The organism is Pseudonocardia sp. CA-142604 (genome assembly GCF_050948475.1).
In the GTDB taxonomy this organism is placed as follows: domain Bacteria; phylum Actinomycetota; class Actinomycetes; order Mycobacteriales; family Pseudonocardiaceae; genus Pseudonocardia; species Pseudonocardia alaniniphila.
In genome coordinates this window covers 9,385,683-9,405,434 of sequence record NZ_CP192045.1, presented here as the reverse complement: position 1 = coordinate 9,405,434, position 19,752 = coordinate 9,385,683, and the positions used below count along the sequence as shown (strand labels likewise).

Here is a 19,752-nt window from a genome sequence, read left to right as displayed (position 1 = left end):
AGCAAAGTAGTTTTGGAGACAAAGGCATGTCAAGCGTCGACGACAGCATCCGGACGTTGTTGCTGCTGATGCCGCGGATGGTGGGGCGGACGAAGCGGATGAAGGTGCCGAACGAACTCGCCGGCCTGAACCTCGCGCCTCGGCACCTGAGTCTGTTCGCCTACCTGCTGTTCGACGGCCCACTCGGCGTCAACGACCTGGCCGAACGCCTCGAGGTCACGCCCGCGACCGTCAGCCTGATGGTCGGCGAACTGACCCGGAAAGGCATCCTCGACCGCCGCGAAGACCCCACCGACCGCCGCCGCGCCATCGTCTCCCTCGCCGAAGACCACCGCCCCGCCATCGACGCCTGGCTGGCCCGCAGCGCCCGCGCTTGGCGCCTGGCCCTCGAACCTCTCACCGACGCCGAACGAGCCCTCTTCATCACCACTCTGAAGACCTACGAAGACGCCCTCTGAGCTGACGTCCGCCGAATGGCGCTCGACCTCGTCGCCGCTCGCGAGCAAAACAGCAGCGGTGGAAGAGGCCTCCGTGGCAGCCTCCGGCCGTGATCGAGATCCGCGCTGCAGAGGTGAGCGATGCGGGCGCGATCGCGGCAGTCCACGTCGCTTCCTGGCAGGTGGCCTACCGCGATCTGCTCCCCGAGGGCGTGCTGGACGGCTTGTCGGTCGCCGGTCGGGAACAGATGTGGAGCGCGATCCTCGGTGAGCTGTCGCCGCGTAGTTCGGTCTACGTCGCGGCACGTCGCGGCGCCGTTCTGGGATTCGCGTCGATCGGCGCGAGCCGGGACGGCGACGCCGGTGGCGACGTGGGCGAGCTCGGCGCGTTCTACCTCCAGCCGGGCCACTGGCGGCAAGGCATCGGAAGCCGTCTTCACACCGCCGTGGTCGCCGGTCTCTGGGATCTCGGGTTCAGCGCCGCCACCCTCTGGGTGCTCGAGGGCAACGACCGAGCACTGCGCTTCTACGAGCAGGCCGGATGGGTTGAGGACGGGCAGTTCAAGGTCGACAGGGGGCCGGGCGGCGTAGAACTCCGTGAGCGGCGGATGCATCGAGCACTGACGGCTGTGTGAATCGGAAATGACTTCTCTCGCACCGATCTCGTGGTTAGCGTCGCCTGTCGTGAAGGGTGAAGTGATCATCCTGACCGGGCCGCCGGGTGCCGGGAAGACGAGCGTGGCCGCACTGGTTGCCGGTGACGCTGCGCGGCCGACGGTCCATCTGGTGACGGACTCTTTCTATCGCTCCATCCGCACCGGCTTCGTGTTGCCGTACCTCCCTGAATCCGAGCGCCAGAACGAGGTCGTCGTCGACGCGATCCAGGCCGCTGTCACCGCTTTCGCGCGAGGTGGGTACGACGTGGTGGTGGACGGCATCGTGGGCCCGTGGTTCCTGGGCCCGTTCCGGTCGGCCGCGGAACGTGACCACTTGCAGATGTCGTACGTGGTCCTGCGTCCGACCCTGGAGGTCACCCTGTCCCGCGCAAGGGAGCGCGCCGACGACGAACTGAAGGACGTCGGTGCGATCACGGGCCTGTACGAGCAGTTCGCAGTGCTCGACGAACTCGAGCACCACGTGATCGACACCAGCGCCCTCGCCGAGAGACAGGCGGCTGCAGAAGTCCGGCGAGCTGTGGCGTCGGGTCGATACCGCCTCGCTTGACGTGTCACGTGGTCCGTACGGAGCCCGTGGATCGAGTGAACAGCGCAATTTCTTCGGCTGGTCAGGCCAATATTGCGATGATTGTGCAGATCAGGGTCGCGTGGCGTTGTCATGTCGGGAACTTGGGTGGACCCTGGTCGCTTGATTTGCTGATACGGCAGCCGGGCGGTCGCTGGGGGTGTGATGAACGAACGGCGCCGTGCGGCAGCACAGAAAATCCTCGGCGCCGCCGTTGTGACCGCCATTGTCCTGGGAAGTGTCACGGGCTTGTCCATGGCCACGTCGGAATCATGGCTGCCGCCACCGGCGGCCCCTGCTGCTGCGTCGCTGCGGCCTGTTCCGGCCATCGGCCCAGGTGATCTCGATGATCCACGCCTCACGGCGGCATTGAGCTCGTGCTTCACGGACTTGGATTCCGAGTACGCGAACGCGCCGAACTTCAAGGTGTGGGTCGAGGCGCTGCACCGAAACAGCGAGCGTGTCGCACGGTCATTGCTGATGGAGCTTCGAGTATTTGCCGCGAAGAACGACAAATTGGCTTACCGGGCGCTCGACTGCACACTGCGAACCGTGGATACGTGGAGACGTCCGCAACGACCGGCGCGGCCTGAATGTGCAGCGGGCGAGCAGCGAAGTGGCATCGACCTCAGCGGGGCGCGGGGCGGCGGCTGTCGCCCCGACCGGACCGCCCGTGCCGAGGAGCCCGACCGTTCAGCCCGTACGCCGCGGCCGCCCGAACGAACAGAGCTGCCCGACAGCCGGCCGGCGAAGCCGGAGCGGGCGAAGCCCGTGCGGCCGCCCGAGCCGCCGATGCCTGCGCCGTCGAAGCCGGAGCGGCCGAGCCTCGCGCCGTCGAAGCCCGACCGGCCGCCGACGACCGCGCCGTCGAAGCCTGCGCCCTCGACATCCGAGTCGTCGCCTCCTGAACGGTCGACACCTGAGCAGTCGACACCTGAGCGGCCGACGTCCCCGCCGTCGAACCCCGGATCGTCGACGCCTGAACAGACGGAGTCGGACGAGTCGGAGTAGTAGGCCGCGAGCCGGCTACTTCATCGGCGGAGGGTCGGACGGCGCAACCTGGGCGGCGATCTGTCGCCAGAGTTTGTCGGCGACGTTCGTATACGCGCCGGTGGTGGGATCGAATGCCTCGGGCTGGTAGGTGACCGCGACAGCGATGGCGATCTTCTGCGACGGCAGATACGCCTCGACCGCGGACTCGCCCGAGAACAGTGGGTTCTGCAGGAGCCAGTTGCCACTGATGACGACGCCCAGACCGTAGGTGTAGGCGATGTTCTGGTCGAAGCACGCGGCACAACCGGCAATCGCCGTCGTTCTTCCTCGTAGTTCTGTGGACACCATCTTGGCGTAGGACTCGGGTGAGAGCAGTTGACCGGAGTTGATGGCTGCCGCGGTCACGCTGAGGTCGTGGAGGTTCGTGGTCTGGATGGCACCCCGAGCGAGAGTCCACGACGGGTTCCAGTAGGTCGACTCCTCGTAGAACGGGACGCCGGCCGGGATCTGCAGGGCCTGGCGGCGTTCGGAACTGAAGGCGTGCAGCACGGGCTCCGTGATGGCTGCCGTGCCCGGGTCCGTGGTGTTGTCGAGCCCGAGCGGGCCGAGGGTCTTCTCCCGCAAGGCCGTCGCCAGGTCTTGACCGGTGATCTTCTCCAGTGCCAATCCGAGGATGACGTAGTTGGTGTGCGCATAGTTCCAGTTCGTTCCGGGCTCGTACATCAGCGGCTTCGAGACCGCGTAGGAGAGTTGCTCCTCCGGCGTCCATTGCTTGAAGGGCTGGGCGTAGCTCGCCGCTATGAACTCGGGTTCCTGAACGAAGTCGACGTATCCCGATGTCATCTGGGCGAGCTGGCCGAGGGTGACCTGGTCGGTGTGCGGGATGTCGGGCAGCCACGTCGACACCTTGTCGTCCAGGCTGACCTTTCTCTCGTCGACGAGTTGCAGCAGCAGCGTGGACATGTAGGAGATCGCCACGGCACCGTTGCGAAAGTGCATGTCGGTGCTGGCAGGAACACCGGTCATCGATTCGCCGAAGGCCTGTGTGATGACGTCCTGGCCATCGATCGTGACGCGGACGAGCACCGCCTTCAGGTGCTCGGTCGTCATCGTGTCGCGCACGACCTTCACCACGGCATCGGCCTTGACCGGGTCGATCGACGCACCTGGTCCGGCCGCGGACGGGGCGCCGTTGCTCGAGGACGTGCACCCGGCGAGGATCACGACAAGGGCCGCCAGGACGGTCGCCTTGCGCATTGCGTCATCCCTTCGATCTGATCAATTCTCGGAACACGCGCGCATCGGGCCTCCGAGACTAGTGCGCGGCCACCGATAGAGCGGCGGTGTTGCATGCTTTCGTGTGCTGATGTTCCGCGAGCCATCGCTCCTGTCGTCGGAGAAATTCTGATCCTGGGACCGTAGTCGTGGAGGTCGCGCCCTCTCGTCTTGATGTCTGATATGGGCGACTCACGCGGTCTGCTCAGGTTCGCTCTCAGCGGGTATTCAGGAACTCAGCGTCCCTTCAGCAACTCAGCGTTCCTTCAGTCGATGATCCGTAGCGTCCGGATCATGCCTACTGCACTCGTCACCGGAGCCAGCCGCGGTCTTGGTGCCGTGTTCGCCACTCGCCTTGCCCGCGACGGCCATGACCTCGTTCTCGTCGCTCGCGATCGGATGGGGTTGGAGCGCGTATCGGCGTCGGCACGGCAGTGCGGGGTGGCGGTCGAGGTCGTGGTCGCCGATCTCAGCGACGAGCGGGGCTTGGCCGCGGTGCAGCGTCGGCTCGCTGATCGCAGCAGGCCGGTCGATCTGCTGGTGAACAACGCCGGCGTCGAGGGTGAGGGCCAGTTCGCGGTCGCCGACATGTGGGACCTGCAGGCTGAGATCGACACCAACGTCACGGCGGTGATGCGGCTGACCAGGGCTGCCCTGCCGGGGATGATCGAGCGTGGCCGCGGTGGCGTCGTCAACGTGGCGAGCTTCGCCGGCTACCTCGCCGGTCCGGGCAACGCGTACGCAGCGACGAAGGCGTGGGTGCTGACGTTCACCGACACGGTTTCGGCGTCGCTCGCAGGCACCGGCGTGGGCATGATCGCGCTCTGCGCCGGCCGGATGCGCACCGGCAAGCACCCGGTGCCGGAGGGGGCGTCGGCGATGTGGCTGGAGCCCGAGGCCGTGGTCGACGAGTGCCTGGCCGATCTCGCGCGCGGCCGCACCTTGTCCGTGCCAGGTTGGCGTTACCGGGCCGTTGTCGACCTGCTGGAGCTCCCGCGCCGCACGCTGCGCACGCTGGCGAAGCTGGCTGGTCGTGGCCGCCAGCAGCAGCCGCCCGCCGAAGCCGCCACGGTGCGCCTGCGCGCAGCGGCGTGACCCGTTCCTGAGCTGCTCGGCCCGCGATCGAACGGGTGAGGCTCGCAACGGGGAGCACGGCCGGCATCACACCGTTGAGTCCAGGCTCTCGGCTCTGGCTCGACGCAATTCGTACGCGACGGTCGGCCACATCTTGCCCTTGACTTCGCGCAGCTGGTCTCCCGACGGATCACGGATGAACCCTGCGCGTTCAACGGCTGCTCGGGAAGGGGCATTGTCGGCGTGGGTCCACAGGCGCATCACATGGAGATCCAGGTGAGCGAAGGCCCAGCGCGTCAGGAGCGTGATGGCTCGACGCGCTACGCCTCGGCCCCGCACCTCGGCTGCCACCCAGTACGAGATCTCGCCTGTCCGATCCGCGTGGTCGAGGGCGATGTTGCCCAGGCGGGCCCCGGTGCGGGCATCCGAGATCAGGAACCCTTCATGTCGTGGGTCCGTCGAGAGCGCGCTGATCGCATCCGCTACATCCGCCGCGGTCAGGTTCGAGGCGTCGGTTGTGAACCGCTGGATCTCGACGTCCCTGGCGCAGCGCGCGTACCACTCCGCGTCCGATGGGGCCCAGTGTCGTAGAACGATCGTGCCGTCACCGGGGTGCGACGCGTCCATGCAACGAGCCTCGCAGAAGACGGGTAACCCGCCCAGCCGGACGGCGCCGCCGTCGGCCCGTCTTCAACGGAACGCTGGCACGTCACATCGCTTGAGGGCAGCCATCCGTCTTGCTTCACTGCTGACAGCGCATCGGGACACGCAGGCGAAGGCGGGCACGATATGGATCTGCGGCAGCTGAGGTCCTTCGTCGCCGTCGTGGAGGAGGGCGGTTTCGCCAGGGCCGCGCAGAGGTTGTTCCTTTCTCCGCCCGCGGTCACCGCTCATGTCAAGGCACTCGAGCGCGAGATCGGTGCGCGGCTGCTGGAGCGCTCGCCGCTCGAGCTCACCGACTCCGGGCGACGACTGATGACCTGCGCTCGAACCCTCCTGGAAGCTGAGCAGAGGGCACTGCAGGTGGCCGACGCCCCGGCCGACGGCGAGGTTCTGAGGGTCGGAGTCATGGGGCACGGTTCCGCCGAGCTGACACCGGCCACGATCGCGGCGTTCGCCCGCGCCAAGCCGGACGTCACCATTCGCCTCGTTCCCCTCTCCTTCCAGGAACACGTCAGTGCTCTCGTCGAACGTCGGGTGGACGTCGCCTTCGTGCGACCGGCGCCGGTCGACGACCGGATCGTCTCGGACGTGATGACCACGGAGTCGCGGATCCTGGTGACCTCCCGGCGGAGCGAGCTCGCCGCCGCGGCATCGGTGTCGGTCGAGGAGGTCCTCGATCTGCGGTACGTGGACATCCCCGCGGCCAGCCCGCGCGAGTTCGCCGACTTCATGTACTTCGGACGGGCGCGGAACGGTGACCCGGTGCGGCGGTCGGAGGACGTCACGTTCACCCCGCACGACGTCCTCCTCAGCGCGGCCCTCGCGCGGGGGGTCGGTTCCTCGGTGCAGAGCTTCCGTCGCTTCTACAGCTGGCCGGGAGTCGCCTTCGTCCCGATTCGCGATGCGCCCGTCGAGCAGACGGTGCTGGCCAGCCGCGCAACGGATCGGCGACCCGTCGTCGCTGCGTTCCGCTCGATCGCGACAACTCTGGCGAGCACGGTCAGCGCTGTCGACGGTCGTTTCTGCGGCCCCCGTGCGTGACGGCGCCCGTCGGGCGAGTAGCCGCCGCCGGCACGTACGCAAGGCTTGATTCACCGATCCTGAATTGTGCCCCAGCCATCGGCCTGATCGATCTAGCGTCCCAGGGGTGGTCAAAAAGGACAGAAAGCACCGCGAAACGCAGGCGAGTGACCGGACGATGCATGGATGGAACCTGAGCCTGCTCTCCGACGAGATCCTCGAGTGGGCAGGCGTCGGCGTCACGATCCTCGACCCTGCAGGCAACGTTCTCTACTACAACCGATGGGCGGAGCAGAACCTCGATCGGGAACCGGAGTACCTCGGAAACGACGTCCGTGGCAGGCATCGCCGGCAGATCACGAATCCGCGCTTCGACGCGATGCTCGCGCTCTTCGAGGAGGGTCGGACAGAGCCGGTTCGATACGTCGCGCGTCCCTACGGCAAGACCACGATCCTGGTGACCGTCTCGCCGATCATTGTCGACGGACGTATCGCGGGGTATTCGCAGATCGTCCTGCTGAAGGACGAGGTACAGGAACTGTGCCGCCGATTCGATGAATCCGGCCGGAAGTCGTTCGAGCAGGAGATGCTGCCTCACGGTACGTGATCTTGGTGTGCCAGCCGGCCCACGGCTCGGCCTCCCTCGGGTGACCGAGGTCATAGAACGAAGGTCGGACCCCCTCCGTGTGATCAGCGCGAGTGATTCAAGGCGACATGAACTCATCTGTGGGGGTAGTTGGCATGCAGTGGTACGCGAAGGTCCTGCGCCAGTACGCGGACTTCAACGGTCGCGCTCGGCGAACCGAGTACTGGATGTTCACGCTGGTGAGTGTGATCGTCGGGCTTGTCCTCGGCCTGGTGGACGAGGTCGTGTTCGTGGGTCCGGGGCTGTCCACGACCGGGTGGCTCGGCACCGTCTACTCGGTGCTGCTCATCATCCCGACCCTGGCCGTCGGCGCCCGCAGGCTTCACGACACCGGCCGTAGCGGGTGGTGGCTGCTCATCGGCGTGATCCCGCTGATCGGCGCGATCGTGCTCATCGTGTTCTTCGCGCTCGAAGGCCAGCGCAGCAGCAACGCCTACGGGCCCGACCCCAAGGCTGTTCCCTCCAGCACCCCCGCCGGTTCCTTCACCGGCTGAGCGAGACAGTCAAGCTTGCAGCGGTCTGCCCGGGGGCGGACCGCTGCTGTGCGTTCAGGGGCTGCCGAGAGTCGTCGCCGTGGTTGGCCCTGGAGCTTGATCGTCGGTTCGGGCCCCGGAGCAGGGTGTATCGCGGTTGGGGGTTCCGAAATGGTGATCATGGACGGTGCCGGGCGGCTGTGCGGGAGCCGTCAGGCAGTCCGACTTGACGCCGGAGGTTGATCGTCGGTGCGGGCCCCGCAGCAGGGTTCAGCGCGGGTGGTGGACCCGAGCTGGTGATCATGGTCGCGCAGGCCGGCGGGGTGCGGGCCATGGTCGGTGCGGCCGGATGCGACGCATGATCGTCGGTTCGGGCCCTACGGCAGGGCGGGGCGCGGTTGCTGGTCCCGAAATGGTGATCATGGCAAGACCGGTGGGTTTGCGGTGGGCCGCGGTCAGTGCGGCCGGATTTCTGAGCTTGATCATCGGTTGGGGACGTGGGACCGCGTGTGGTCGGGTTGACGGTCCCGAAATGGTGATCATGAGAGCTGGTCGACAGCCGTGCGGGAGCTACCAGCAGTGCGGCTTGGCGCTGGAGGCCGGTCCTGGTTGGAGTCTGTGTTTGAGGGCCCTTGCCGGTGTCCGGTTGGCGGTGATGGTCGGATCGGCCGCCTGCCTGTAGGCCGGTCACGGGACTGAGGTTGATCGTCGGTTCGGGCCCCAGCAGGGTGCGGCGCGGTTGCGGGTACCGAAATGGTGATCATGGCGGGCGGACCGGCGGGACTTGGAGCCACGTCAGCGCGGTCGGATGCCGGCGCATGATCGGCGGTTCGCGGTTGAGGGCCCGAGATGGTGATCATGAACGGTCTGCCGGCGGCTGTGCGGGAGCGCGGCCTGTCGCTGGAGATTAATCCCGGTCGGGACCTGGATCCGGGGTGTGATGCGGCTGTCGGTCCCGGCGGCCGGTCGTGGCTGGGTCGGGAGGGTCTTGAGGTTGATCGTCAGTTCGGCCCCATCGCAGGGTGTGGCGCGGTTCGTGGTTCCGAACTGGTGATCATGATGGGCGGGTCGGCGGGCGTGCGGGGCCCATGGTCGGTGCGGCCGGGTCCCGGAGCATGATCGTCGGCTCGGGCCATGGCGCAGGGTGAGGTGCGGTTGCCGGCCCCGAACTGGTGATCATGGGCCGGCGGGACTTGCGAGCCACGGTCAGCAGAGCCGGGTCTCGGAGCTTGATCGTCGGCTCGGGACTGGGCGCAGGGTGTATCGCGGTTGGCGGCCCCGAACTGGTGATCATGGGGCTAACAGGCCTGCGGGAGCTTGCGGGCCAGGTCGGTGCGGCCGGGATCTCGGAGCTTGATCGTCAGTTCGGGCCCCACCGCCAGGGTGTGGCGCGGTTCGCGGTCCCGAAATGGCGATCATGAACCGGGCGGCCTGGCGCAATACGTCGTGTGGCTGGGTCAGTCCGGCTTGCGCGCCTCGATGAGAAGGCGCTGGCTGTGGGCGACGAACGGGCCGTCGGACTGAATGCGGTCGTGGAGCCGGGCGAGCTCGTCGTGGTAGCTGTCGGCGGTGAAGCCGGGGACGGTCCAGAGGACCTTGCGGAGGAAGTACACGACGGCGCCGACGTCGTGGAACTCGCAGCGGAGGGCCTGGGTTCGCAGGTCGGTCACGATGAGGCCGGCCGCCTCCGCACCCGCAGCCGCACGGGAAGGGCTGCGGTTCTGGCTGACGGGCTGGGCGCCCATCATGAAATCGATCAGTTCCTGGTTCGATCCGGCGCCCACGTGCTGGGCGAAGTACGTGCCGCCTGGTTCGAGCACTCGGGCGATCTCGGGCCAGACCACGGTGGTGGGGTGCCTGCTGACGACCAGGTCGAACGTCTGCGCCTGGAATGGGAGCGTCCCGTGATCAGCGGCCCGGACGACGAACGCCTCCAGTGGCCGGAGGTTTCCGCACGCGACCTCGAGGTTCGGCGGCCAGGACTCCGTTGCGGCCAGCAGCCGTGGAGGGTTCGGGACCTGTGCGAGGACTTCCCCGCCGCCGGTCTGAACGTCGAGTGCCGCGCGAGCGCGCGCCATCCGCTCCGACATGGAACGGAGGTAGCCCCATGAGGGACGCTCTTCGGTGGCCCGGCCCTCGAGCCAGGAGAAGTCCCAGCCCACCACGGGTGCAGCGTTGCCCTCGGCGATGAGCTGCTCGAAGTTCAACGACGCAGTCATCGGCTCAGTGTCGATCTCGGGCTGGTGTCCGGCAACGCGGTTCGTACCGGACGCGGCTGATCAACGAGCGGGTGCCGTCGCGATATGCAGGTCACGGCCCGCTACGACGGTCATGCCGGCTGGCCTGACCGGGAGCAAGCAGGCCCGTTGTTCAGAGTTGGTCGACTAAGAGGTGTAGCCGCCGTCGATGTTCAGGCTGGCGCCGGTGACGAAGCCACCGTCCGGGCCGGCCAGGAACGACACGAACGCGCCGATTTCGCTGACGTCACCGAACCGGTCCAGGGCCATCGCGCTCAGCATGAGCGGCGCGGCCGGGCCGGTCGCGGAGTTGCCGTCGGTGTCCACCGGGCCGGGTTGGACATTGTTGATGGTGATTCCCTTTGGCGCGAGCTCGCGCGCGAGCCCTTTGGTGAGGCCCACAATGGCGCCCTTGCTCGCGGCGTAGATCGAGATTCCGGGGAACGGCACCCGCTCGGCGTTGATGCTGCCGATATTGATGATCCGGCTGCCCTCGCCCATGTGTTTGAGCGACTCACGGATCGCCACGATCACCGCTCGTACGTTCACCGCCAGGGTTCGGTCGATGTCGGTCATCGGCATCTCGTCGATCATCGCGAACGAGCCGCCGCCGGCATTGTTCACGAGGATGTCCAGCCGCCCGAACCGTGTCACGGTTGCGGTCACCGAGCCGATCACGTCCGCCTCGACGGTGCTGTCCGCATGGATGGCGAAGGCGGTGCCACCGGCCGCCGCGATGTCCGCTGCCACCTGTTCGGCCTGGTCCTTGGAGCTTGCGTACGTCAGCGCCACGGTCGCGCCGTCCGCGGCCAGCCGTTTCGCGATGCCCGCGCCGATGCCCCGCGAGCCTCCGGTGACCAGGGCGACCTTGCCGTCGAGCGGACCAACCGTCGCGTTCACACGCACCCACCGTCCTATATCTGTACCGATCGGTATAAAGCTAGGCCGGTTCGAGGCGGGACGTCAAGGCGGTCGGGCCTGGGCTCGGCCGCCAGGGGATCAGCTCGTCGACGCGGCGACCAGCGTGTCCCAGCCGGCCATCGTCATCTCGCACACGCGATAGAGCTGGGCGCGAGTGGCGCCACCGGCTGCCTGCACCGCGATGCCCTGGAGAAGTGTGCAGACGTAGCGCGCGAGCTCCACGGTGTCGGCATCCGGCGGCAGGTCGCCCTCGTCCTGGGCGCGCTTCAGCCGAGCCTGGATCGCGGTCTCGCCCGACCGTCGCAATGCGTCGAGCTCCTGGCGGATCGGAGCGCTGTCCGGGCCGGTGGCGAGCGCGCCCTGGACGAGGAGGCAGCCGTTGGGCAGGCCGCGGCCGGTCGTCGCCTCGGATGCGCCGCGCAACAGGTGCTCGACGACGGATCGGGCGGTGGGCTCTTTCAGCGACTCGAGCAGGTAGACCGCGCGTTGTTCGGAGTACCGCTCGAGAACGCGACGGAACAGGGACTCTTTGTTCCCGAAAGCTGCGTACAGGCTCGGCCGGTTGATGCCGAGCGCATCGGTCAGGTCGGAGATCGCGGTGCCTTCGTAGCCCTGCCGCCAGAACACCAGCACTGCGCTGTCGAGCTTCTGGTCGAGGTCGAACTCGCGGGGACGTCCTGTCCGCATGCTGCCTCCGTGGATGCCTGATCCAGTTCCGGTCATATCTTACCGAACGGTACAGATCTAGGGCGGTGATCACGGGAGCCGGTACCCATCGGCTGCCGAACGGGGCCTGGCGGCGGGTTCGCCGGCCGGCCCCGTCCGCAGCCGAATGATTCATGTGGTTCTTGCCCGGGTTCTCGGCACGAAACGATCAGCCGAACACCCAACCGCCGTTGTTGCCGCTGTTGTGGATGTTGACCAGGCCGCTGCCGCCGCCGCACGGGCAGGGTGTGGGTGGCGTGGGCGGGTCCGGTTCGCTCGTGACCTGCACCGTCGTGGTGGCATTGGACGCGCCGCAGTTACCGAAGCCGTTATAGGCGGCGGTGATCAGGTGTGGGCCCTCGGTGGTGAACGTGGTGGTGAGCGACGCCTGGCCGCTGGCGTTGAGCGGCACCGTGTCCAGAATGTTCATGCCATCGGCGAACGTGACGCCGAGCCCGCCCTGCGGTGGGAATCCGGGGCAGGTGACCGTCGCGGTCAGGACGACCTGCTGTCCGACGGTCGCTGAGGACGGTGACGCCTGCACTGTGGTCGTCGAATTCACAGGTTGAGCCCAGGCCTGTGATGCGAACACAAGCATCCCGGCAAGCGCGAGGAATGTCAGAATGATGCGGCGGGTGGCCCGCCTGTAGCGAAATTCCACTGTACCCCTACTCATTTTCGAGGGCGATTTCCACGCCGAATCGGTCCACGTGGAAAAGCTGGTCAGAATCGCGCCCGGACGGCAGCAAGTAACGCACCCTATGGGCGAACCGGGCAACGCGGACCACTCGTCAGGGGGCGGTTGTTCACCCCACTGTTATGGCGGTTCGCCCGGGGCGGGTGATGGAGTCGGCGGCAGTTTCAGATCAGCGGCGGCGCCGTCCTGATCGGCGATATTGAGCGTGTCGATGATCCGCGGAACCGGCGAACGGGCGATGGGCTGCCGGGTCCAGGGGACGACGACCGCGTTGGGGATGATGGGGAGTACACGACCCGACGGGCAGGGGAGCTGATCTCGTGACGGACGAGGAGTTGGTCGTCGAGTTCGCGCTGACCCGGCTCGACAACCCGGGCCTCGACCTCGAGGACATCGCCGCGTTGGTCGTTCGCCGGGTCGGCCCGGACCGGATGCTCGAGTTCGCGTCGCGCAACCTCGCCACCCGGGACGAACTGCGGGGCGGTGCATTCGAGTCGGCTGTCGAGTACGTGCTCCGGACGGTGCTGAAGTTGCGGGACGACGTGGGCGACTGACGGCAGGGCGAGCCGCGGTCTTGTTGCCCGCGATGTGTCAGGTTAACCTGACGGCATGGCTGGGCGTAGGGATCCATGGCCGGAGGGCCGTGATGCGTGGAGCCGGCTCGATGGCTGGGATCACGCCGGCCCGGTCGGCGAGGCCGCGGGGTCGCGCGCCGGAGACGCTGCCCTGGACGCGTTGTCCGATCTCGGGGTGGTGCGCCGGCTGCTCGACCAGACGGAGCTGGCCGCGGTGAGAGCGGCTCGCGCCAACCGGAAGAGCTGGGCCGAGATCGCCACGAGACTGGGCATGACCCGTCAGTCGGCGTGGGAGCGCTGGCGCGATCTCGACGGCGATGAACCGAGCGGAGCCTCCCGTGCCCCGGCGAGGGCAGGCGACGAACCGTCCCGGGCCCGCGGTCAACGAGCAGTGGACGAGGCTGCGCGGCACGCGGCCGCCGCCCTCACCGCCGTAGTCCCGGACGTGGGCGGTCTCTCGTGGGAGAACGCCCGCGACACGCTCCTGCAGGCACACCTCGTCGCGGTCAACGCCGATCCCGATCTCCCGCCCTTCCTGGGCTGGGAACTGTCGGGCTACGTGGTCGTCGACCAGAAGCCGGGCGCGGGCGCGCGCGTTGCACTGCACTCGCCCGTGACGCTGTGGCTGGAGCGCGGGCCCGGCCCGGCCGGGGTGCGCAGCCCGCTCAACCCGTCGCCGCCCCTCAAGACGATCCGCGGAGCCGTCGACGAGACCACGGGCGAGAGCGTCCGATGACGACGGGCCGGCGGCGCCAGGGTCGTTGACGCCGCCAGCCGGTTCGTCAGCCGGCGGCGCGCACGGGCCCGGTTGCCGGCACGATCGTCGCGTCCCAGTCGATGCGGAAGCGCTGCTCCGGTCCTACGGTCTTTTCCGGGTTCATGGCGACCTTGATCAGGATCGACATCAGGACCGGCATCAGGGCCCGCGCGACCGGGCCGGGAGCCTTGGCATGGTTGATCTTCGCTGCCCGCGAGGCGATCTTCTCCACCCTGCGGCGGCGCAGACCCTCGTAGGTGGCGAACGCGGACGGCACGTCCGGGAGGTCGCGAAGGCAACGCGCCACCTCGACCGCGCTCTCGATCGTCAGCGACGCGCCCTGGCCCGAGCTGTTCGACGGCGCGTGTACCGAATCGCCGACCAGCACCATCCGACCGCGGTACCAATGCGGCACGCTCGGCATGATGTGCAGCGACCCGACGACCTGTAGCTGGTCTGCGCTGGTGCGGCGGGCCAACTCGCCGCCCGGGTCGTCGTCGGCGTACGTCTCGCGCAAGATGCGGAGCCACTCCTCGGCCGGCACCTTCCGGGCCTCCGCCAACGACATCGGCCGCTCCTGCGGCAGATTTGCGCCCCACACCGTGCCGCCCCCGGGCTGAGGCCAGTAGAGGTAGAAGGCGCGTCTGCCGAACGCGAACGTCATGGTGCCGGGCCTGGCGGGCACCTCGACGTCCGCGAAGCCCTCGAAGCCGAGCATTCCGGTGTAGTTCGGGCCGGGCGCGTTCGGGTCGATCAGCTTTCGCACCGTGGAGTGCACGCCGTCGGCGCCGATGAGCACGTCGGCGGTGGCGGTGCTGCCGTCAGCGAACCGCGCGAGGACGCCGGACGCCGTCTGCTCGGCGTCGACCAGGCGGGAGCCGTGCACGATCCGGATGCCTCGTGCGCGCGCCATCGCGTGCAGCGACCGGTACAGCTCGGCGCGGCGCACCACCTGCAGCGGCGGCACACCGGCCAGGCTCGGGAGCGCGAGTTGCTTGGCACCGAACGTCATGACCGTCGTCGACATCGGGTGTGCGTGCGCGAGCAGGGCGTCCTGCGCGTCGATGGCCTCCAGCGCAGCCCGCCCGTTCGGGGCGATCGCGATCGTGCCGCCGATGCCGTCCGCCGTGCTCGGGTAGGCCTCGTGGACCGTCGCCTCGATGCCGGCCTTGTGTAGTGCCATCGCCGCGACCGGCCCGGCGATCCCGCCGCCGATGACCAGTGCTGTTCTCACGTCCGTCATTGCTTCTCCCCCACAGGGCATGTGCCGGCACCAGCCCCTTCGGGGCAGCCGGCCGGGTTTCGGATTGCGTGCGTCCGAACCGTCGTCGGGGAGTGCGCCCGGTTATCCTCGTGACTGCCATCTCGTGGCCGGGTCGCCTTCCGCGGCTGCGGTTCGAGGGTCAAGGGCCCGGTGGTGGTGTTGCCGCACCGCTGCCGGGCCTCTTCGTGAACGACTATTCCGTCGTGCCGCTCCTTTCGGCCGGCTCGCGCATCTCGGGCGGTATCTCGCCCGTCTCGTGCCAGGCCCCCCACGCGGCGAGACCCGGAAAGGCGTTGGAGCTCATCTCGTCGAGCACGGAGCGGATCCACGCTGCTTCCGCCTCGCGCATGGCGAGCTCGTACTCGGTTTCGATGAGGAAGATCCGCGGGACGTTCTCGGCGTGGGTGGCGAGCGAGTCGCGCCTGCCGGCGATCTCCTCGTGGAGCAACGCGAGCCGCTGCCGCAGCAGGTTCATCGCCTCCTGCGGCGGCAGGACGGTCACCACCGAGAGGCCGGCTGTGAACTTCGGGTGTTCCCGCTGCGGAGTGGAGATCAGCTCACGCACCCAGTCGACGAGCTCCTCCCGCCCGGCATCCGTGATCCGGTAGACGGTGCGCTCGGGGCGGGCCCCCTGTCGTGTGCTCTCGACGGCTTCGACGAACCCGTGCTTGGCGAGGTTGCGCACGACTGTGTAGAGCGACCCCCACTTGATCTCCATGTCCTCGTCCTTGCCCCACTCGCGCAAGGTTCGGCCCATCTCGTAGGGGTGCATCGGCCGCAGGGAAACGGCCGAGAGCACGGCGAGTGCCAGTGGGTTGCCGACCCGGCGCTGCTTGGCCACTTCTCACCCCCGTCCACGAATGCTCGTCGACGAGTATACGCACACGAGTAGTCGGGGTGCATCTGCCGGTGCCGTTCGTGTCGGGTGGCGGATGAATCAGCCGACCGCAGGGGCTCGACCGGCTTGATCACGGCGGTGGTGTGCAGGCTGGTCGGCGATGAGATGCCCGGCAAGCAGCGGCTCGGCGCAGAACACCGTGCCGAGCCGCTTCACGGCAGCAGTTGCGGCGACGGCACCGTCGGCCGTCGCCGTGTTGGGTGGCTATGGACTACTGATGGCGCTGGCCATGCGGCTGTCGGCGTCGTACCTGCGGTTGCCGTTCATGTCAGCGCGTGGGCGTTCACTTTCGGCTGGGGCGGGGTCGGCTGCTGCCGACCCCGCCCGCGACCGGCGTCCGGGCAGCCGCAGCGCTACGGGCAGATCCCTGACGCTCGCAGGCGAACGTGGTCAGGACGCGGCTCGCGTCGGGTGGCCGACGGGGAGGTGCGGTGTAGCGGTCGTCAAGCCCAGCTCCACCGCGCGTGAGTAGTCGTCGTCGACCAGCACGACGTCGCGGCCGAGGCGGTCCAGCAGACTCGCCGCGATGCTGGCCCGGAATCCCGACGCACAATGGACCCACAACTGCCCGTCGGGGAGCTCGTCGAGCCGTGTCAGCAGTGAGTGCATCGGGATGTGCGTCGAACCGGGTATCGATCCGCCGGCCCGTTCGTCGTCGCGCCGCACGTCAAGCACTGCGACGTGGGTGTCGTTGCGGACGGCGTCGAGCTGGTCGAACGTCTTGCGCGGGTAGGCGCGAATCTCGTCGGGCCCGGCCAGGCTGTCCGGGGTGCCGACCGCTGATCCATCGGGCCGGTCGATGCCGATGCGCACGAGCTGCCGCTGCGCATCGGCGATCTGCTCGGCGCTCTCGCCGACGAGGGTCAGTGGCGTCCCCCAGGGGATGAGCCAGCCGAGATAGGTGGCGAACTGCTGACCGAGCTCGATCCCGATGCTGCCCGCGATGTGCGCGGCGGAGTAGGCGGTGCGGTGACGCAGGTCGACCACCCATTCGCCCGCCTCGATCCGGCTCCGCAGCTCGGCAGGCTCGACGGGCCGGACGGGCGAGAGGTCCGCAGGTCCGGGGCCCTGCCGGTTTCGCGCGCCCATGTGCGCGTAGTAGCTCGGGAAAGCGGTGAGTCCCGCGATCAGGCGCTCGACGAACTTGTCCTCGTCGTCCTCGGTGAGGGCGTCGTTGCGGATGCGCTCCAGTCCGATCGTGCTGCCGCTGCCCCCGGTGGCGGAGCCCGAGGAGCAGAAGCTGCCGAACCCGTGCGTCGGGTAGATCGCGTCCGAGTCAGCACTCAGCTCGACCAGCCGGTGGGCCGAGCGGTACTGCGCGTGCGTCAGTTCCTCCGTGCGCGCGGTGTCGACGAGGTCGGTGCGTCCGACGCTCCCGTAGAGCAACGACCCTCCGGTGAACAGCGCGGCGGGCCCCGTCCCGTCGTCGACCCGGTACGACAGGTGGGTATCCGTGTGCCCGGGGGTGGCGATGACGCGGATGCGCATCCCGCCGACCTGGAATTCGTCACCGTCGTGCGCGGGATGCCGGTCGAATTCGACGTGGTCCGCCGCGGCCACCACGTAGCGAGCACCGGTGCGGCGGCTCAACTCCAGTCCGCCGGTCACGTAATCATTGTGGATGTGGGTCTCCAGAACGGCTTCGCATTTCAGGCCGAGGTCCGCGAGCACGCGCTCGACTCTGTCCAGGTCTCGCTGCGGATCGACGACGATCGCTGACTGACCGTCATGGGCGATGTAGCTCCGATCGCCTAACTCGCTGGTCTCGACGACGTCCACCGTAAGGTTCATGCTCCCACCCCTCACTTGGCGTAATGACCGTACATTAGCTCGGATCTCTCAGTATGTGAACGAGACTGTAGTCACCGACGTTCGGTGGGGCGCGGCGGAATATCGCTTTCCTCCACGTTCATGCGCCGAAAGTGCAGAAATGACCGAAAAGGCGATATCGCATCGGAGCTGGAAGCTGCGCGTGCCCCGGGCTGTGCCGGAGCTCGGCTCGGCGCAGACTCGGCAGGAGCCGGGTACGCCCCGGTGGGGAAGGACTACCGATGGAACTGGTGATCCGGCCGGCCCCCGGACTGAGGTTGTTCCTCGCGCCCCGTCGACGGCACGCACAGTTCGAGGTGCCGTACGACGGCGCGGCGTCGCTCGGCCACGTCGTGCAGTCCCTCGGCATTCCGCTCACCGAGGTGGGCACCGCGACGATCGATGGCGTCCGGAGCGGCCCGTCGGTGTCGCCCCGCCCGGGCGCAGTGATCGAGCTCACACCTCCGCCCCGCCCGCAGAAGCTGCCGCACGGCGTCGGATTCCTGCTCGACGTGGGGCTCGGCACGCTCGCCCGTCGGTTGCGTCTGCTCGGCGTCGACACGGCGTACGGCAACGATGCGGACGACGCCGGCCTCGTCGAGCGGGCCGGAAACGACCGCCGGATCCTGCTCACCCAGGACCGCGGCCTGCTGATGCGGCGCGCGCTGTGGGCGGGGGCCTACGTCCGTGGGCAGGGAGCCGAGGCGCAGCTGGCTGACGTGCTGGATCGTTTCGCGCCGCCGCTCGCGCCGTGGACGCGCTGCTCCGCCTGCAACGGCGAGCTGGTGGGTGTGCCGAAGGGCGAGGTCGCCGATCAGCTGGAACCCGGAACCCGGCTCCGTTACGAGCAGTTCGCCCGCTGCGTGTCCTGCGGCCGCGTGTACTGGCACGGCGCGCACGGGAGGCGGCTCGACGCCGTCGTCGCGGCCGCCCTCAAGACGGTCGGCGAGCGCGCGCCCACCGGATGAGCGGCAGCGTCACGTACTGACGGGGAACGCGGCGGGCAGTCCGAGGGGCGCGAAGTGCTCAGCGCCGATGAACGAGGTGATCTCGGAGATCCGTTCGTCGCGGATGGTCAGCACGTCGATCGACCAGCTGAGGTGCGCTCGGGCGTCGTCGTTCCAGAGGTAGGAGCCCACGGCAGGCTGGCCGTTGGCGCTGGTCGGGAGGTGTCGCCAGGAGCCGCAGCTGGTGAGCGGGATCGCCACGGCGAAGTCGATGACGGCGTCGAGTCCGCGGTACCAATGCGGCAGCGGCGGCATCGACCACGTGATGTCCTCGGTGAGCAGTGCCACGAGCGCGTCGGCATCGCCGCGTTCGAGCGCGGCGGAGTAGCCGGCGACCACGGCCCGCAGACGCTCGTCGTCGAGCTCCCGCAGGGTCTGCTGCTGGCTGCGGGGTGGGACGCGCTCGGCCACGATCCGGCGGGCGCGCTGGAGGGCGCTGTTCACCGAAGCGGTCGAAGTCTTCATCATCTCGGCGATCTCGGCGGCGGAGAACCCGAGCACCTCGAACAGCAGGAGCGCGGCCCGCTGGTTGCCCGGCAGGTGTTGCAGAGCGGCGACGAACGCAAGTTCGACGGCCTCACGCTGCTCGTAGCGTGCGTCCGGCGAGGCGGCCCCGGCCGCGAGTCCCGTGTCGGGGTACGGGCCGAGCCAGGCGACGTCGGCATGCGGAGCGTCGCCGACGACAACGCGCACGCTGGACGGGCCGAGATCCACCGGCAACGCTCGTTTGCCTCGGCGGGCGACGAGGTCCAGGCACGTGTTGGTGGCGACGGTGTACAGCCAGGCGCGCAGCGAGCTGCGGCCCTCGAAGCGTGCGAGTCCTCGCCACGCCCGCACAAGAGCGTCCTGGAGGGCGTCCTCGGCGTCGTGTGTGGAGCCGAGCATGCGATAGCAGTGGGCGTGCAACTCGCGGCGCAAGGGCTCCACGAGGCGGGCGAAGGCGGCGTCGTCACCGGCGCGTGCCCGCGCCAGACCGGTGTCCTCGTCGTCCTCTGACAGCGGGTGCGCGGTCTTCGTGACGTTTTCGCTCACACGCGATGATTCTGCCCCACCGCAGGA

The 19,752-nt window shown here is 68.4% G+C and carries 21 protein-coding genes; 11 read left to right on the top strand and 10 right to left on the bottom strand.

Annotated elements, in window-relative coordinates:
* Nucleotides 1–26 precede the first annotated feature (26 nt).
* From ACQPZQ_RS42915 to ACQPZQ_RS42900, 4 genes are all read left to right on the top strand, one after another.
* Nucleotides 27–458, top strand: coding sequence for a MarR family winged helix-turn-helix transcriptional regulator (locus ACQPZQ_RS42915; RefSeq protein WP_433290193.1), 432 nt, complete (start codon nucleotides 27–29; stop codon nucleotides 456–458).
* Between the two features lie 89 nt (nucleotides 459–547).
* Nucleotides 548–1,072, top strand: coding sequence for an N-acetyltransferase family protein (locus ACQPZQ_RS42910; protein ID WP_433290192.1), 525 nt, complete (start codon nucleotides 548–550; stop codon nucleotides 1,070–1,072).
* Nucleotides 1,073–1,121: 49 nt separating this feature from the next.
* Nucleotides 1,122–1,661, top strand: coding sequence for an AAA family ATPase (locus ACQPZQ_RS42905; protein ID WP_433290191.1), 540 nt, complete (start codon nucleotides 1,122–1,124; stop codon nucleotides 1,659–1,661).
* A gap of 183 nt (nucleotides 1,662–1,844) precedes the next feature.
* Entirely contained in the window at nucleotides 1,845–2,690 is an 846-nt protein-coding gene (locus ACQPZQ_RS42900; protein ID WP_433290190.1) for a hypothetical protein, read from the top strand.
* Between the two features lie 15 nt (nucleotides 2,691–2,705).
* Here the strand turns inward: ACQPZQ_RS42900 and ACQPZQ_RS42895 are convergent, their stop codons facing one another.
* Nucleotides 2,706–3,929, bottom strand: a complete 1,224-nt coding sequence (locus ACQPZQ_RS42895) for a serine hydrolase domain-containing protein (protein ID WP_433290189.1) — start codon at nucleotides 3,927–3,929, stop codon at nucleotides 2,706–2,708.
* A 312-nt stretch (nucleotides 3,930–4,241) separates the two neighbouring features.
* On the opposite strand from ACQPZQ_RS42895, the gene ACQPZQ_RS42890 reads away from it, so the two are divergent.
* Nucleotides 4,242–5,042, top strand: coding sequence for an SDR family NAD(P)-dependent oxidoreductase (locus tag ACQPZQ_RS42890; protein ID WP_433290188.1), 801 nt, complete (start codon nucleotides 4,242–4,244; stop codon nucleotides 5,040–5,042).
* A gap of 66 nt (nucleotides 5,043–5,108) precedes the next feature.
* On the opposite strand, the gene ACQPZQ_RS42885 is transcribed toward ACQPZQ_RS42890, so the two are convergent.
* Nucleotides 5,109–5,648: a GNAT family N-acetyltransferase gene (locus tag ACQPZQ_RS42885; protein ID WP_433290187.1), complete on the bottom strand. Its 540-nt coding sequence runs from the start codon at nucleotides 5,646–5,648 to the stop codon at nucleotides 5,109–5,111.
* A gap of 162 nt (nucleotides 5,649–5,810) precedes the next feature.
* On the opposite strand from ACQPZQ_RS42885, the gene ACQPZQ_RS42880 reads away from it, so the two are divergent.
* The 3 genes from ACQPZQ_RS42880 (at nucleotide 5,811) to ACQPZQ_RS42870 (ending at nucleotide 7,844) form a co-directional block, all read left to right on the top strand.
* The gene (locus ACQPZQ_RS42880) at nucleotides 5,811–6,725 is read left to right on the top strand and encodes a LysR family transcriptional regulator (RefSeq protein ID WP_433290186.1); all 915 of its coding nucleotides are present in this window, start codon (nucleotides 5,811–5,813) and stop codon (nucleotides 6,723–6,725) included.
* A 157-nt stretch (nucleotides 6,726–6,882) separates the two neighbouring features.
* Nucleotides 6,883–7,311, top strand: coding sequence for a PAS domain-containing protein (locus tag ACQPZQ_RS42875; RefSeq protein WP_433290185.1), 429 nt, complete (start codon nucleotides 6,883–6,885; stop codon nucleotides 7,309–7,311).
* Nucleotides 7,312–7,445: 134 nt separating this feature from the next.
* Nucleotides 7,446–7,844 (top strand): DUF805 domain-containing protein, encoded by a 399-nt coding sequence (locus ACQPZQ_RS42870; RefSeq protein WP_433290184.1) that lies wholly within the window; start codon nucleotides 7,446–7,448, stop codon nucleotides 7,842–7,844.
* Between the two features lie 1,436 nt (nucleotides 7,845–9,280).
* Here the strand turns inward: ACQPZQ_RS42870 and ACQPZQ_RS42865 are convergent.
* The 4 genes from ACQPZQ_RS42865 to ACQPZQ_RS42850 all read right to left on the bottom strand — a co-directional run bounded on the left by ACQPZQ_RS42865 (nucleotide 9,281) and on the right by ACQPZQ_RS42850 (nucleotide 12,347).
* Nucleotides 9,281–10,042, bottom strand: a complete 762-nt coding sequence (locus ACQPZQ_RS42865) for a methyltransferase domain-containing protein (RefSeq protein ID WP_433290183.1) — start codon at nucleotides 10,040–10,042, stop codon at nucleotides 9,281–9,283.
* A gap of 165 nt (nucleotides 10,043–10,207) precedes the next feature.
* Nucleotides 10,208–10,960, bottom strand: a complete 753-nt coding sequence (locus ACQPZQ_RS42860) for a 3-oxoacyl-ACP reductase family protein (protein WP_433290182.1) — start codon at nucleotides 10,958–10,960, stop codon at nucleotides 10,208–10,210.
* Between the two features lie 99 nt (nucleotides 10,961–11,059).
* Nucleotides 11,060–11,668, bottom strand: a complete 609-nt coding sequence (locus ACQPZQ_RS42855) for a TetR/AcrR family transcriptional regulator (protein WP_433290181.1) — start codon at nucleotides 11,666–11,668, stop codon at nucleotides 11,060–11,062.
* A gap of 187 nt (nucleotides 11,669–11,855) precedes the next feature.
* Complete coding sequence (locus ACQPZQ_RS42850; protein ID WP_433290180.1) at nucleotides 11,856–12,347, bottom strand: Ig-like domain-containing protein; 492 nt, start codon at nucleotides 12,345–12,347, stop codon at nucleotides 11,856–11,858.
* A gap of 356 nt (nucleotides 12,348–12,703) precedes the next feature.
* Here ACQPZQ_RS42850 and ACQPZQ_RS42845 point away from each other — a divergent pair, with 356 nt between their 5' ends.
* Together ACQPZQ_RS42845 and ACQPZQ_RS42840 are read left to right on the top strand one after the other, a co-directional pair.
* Nucleotides 12,704–12,937 (top strand): hypothetical protein, encoded by a 234-nt coding sequence (locus tag ACQPZQ_RS42845; RefSeq protein ID WP_241036967.1) that lies wholly within the window; start codon nucleotides 12,704–12,706, stop codon nucleotides 12,935–12,937.
* A 55-nt stretch (nucleotides 12,938–12,992) separates the two neighbouring features.
* On the top strand, nucleotides 12,993–13,694 hold the full coding sequence (locus ACQPZQ_RS42840) for a PASTA domain-containing protein (RefSeq protein WP_433290179.1): 702 nt from the start codon (nucleotides 12,993–12,995) through the stop codon (nucleotides 13,692–13,694).
* Between the two features lie 46 nt (nucleotides 13,695–13,740).
* Here the strand turns inward: ACQPZQ_RS42840 and ACQPZQ_RS42835 are convergent, their stop codons facing one another.
* The 3 genes from ACQPZQ_RS42835 to ACQPZQ_RS42825 all read right to left on the bottom strand — a co-directional run bounded on the left by ACQPZQ_RS42835 (nucleotide 13,741) and on the right by ACQPZQ_RS42825 (nucleotide 17,668).
* Nucleotides 13,741–14,958 carry an FAD-dependent oxidoreductase gene (locus ACQPZQ_RS42835; RefSeq protein WP_433290178.1) on the bottom strand — a complete coding sequence of 406 codons (1,218 nt, stop codon included), beginning with the start codon at nucleotides 14,956–14,958 and terminating at the stop codon, nucleotides 13,741–13,743.
* A gap of 214 nt (nucleotides 14,959–15,172) precedes the next feature.
* On the bottom strand, nucleotides 15,173–15,820 hold the full coding sequence (locus tag ACQPZQ_RS42830) for a PadR family transcriptional regulator (RefSeq protein ID WP_433290177.1): 648 nt from the start codon (nucleotides 15,818–15,820) through the stop codon (nucleotides 15,173–15,175).
* Nucleotides 15,821–16,267: 447 nt separating this feature from the next.
* Complete coding sequence (locus tag ACQPZQ_RS42825) at nucleotides 16,268–17,668, bottom strand: MBL fold metallo-hydrolase (protein WP_433290176.1); 1,401 nt, start codon at nucleotides 17,666–17,668, stop codon at nucleotides 16,268–16,270.
* Between the two features lie 260 nt (nucleotides 17,669–17,928).
* On the opposite strand from ACQPZQ_RS42825, the gene ACQPZQ_RS42820 reads away from it, so the two are divergent.
* The gene (locus tag ACQPZQ_RS42820; protein ID WP_433290175.1) at nucleotides 17,929–18,654 is read left to right on the top strand and encodes a Mut7-C RNAse domain-containing protein; all 726 of its coding nucleotides are present in this window, start codon (nucleotides 17,929–17,931) and stop codon (nucleotides 18,652–18,654) included.
* A 9-nt stretch (nucleotides 18,655–18,663) separates the two neighbouring features.
* Here the strand turns inward: ACQPZQ_RS42820 and ACQPZQ_RS42815 are convergent, their stop codons facing one another.
* Nucleotides 18,664–19,692: a sigma-70 family RNA polymerase sigma factor gene (locus tag ACQPZQ_RS42815; RefSeq protein WP_433299659.1), complete on the bottom strand. Its 1,029-nt coding sequence runs from the start codon at nucleotides 19,690–19,692 to the stop codon at nucleotides 18,664–18,666.
* Nucleotides 19,693–19,752: the final 60 nt, after the last annotated feature.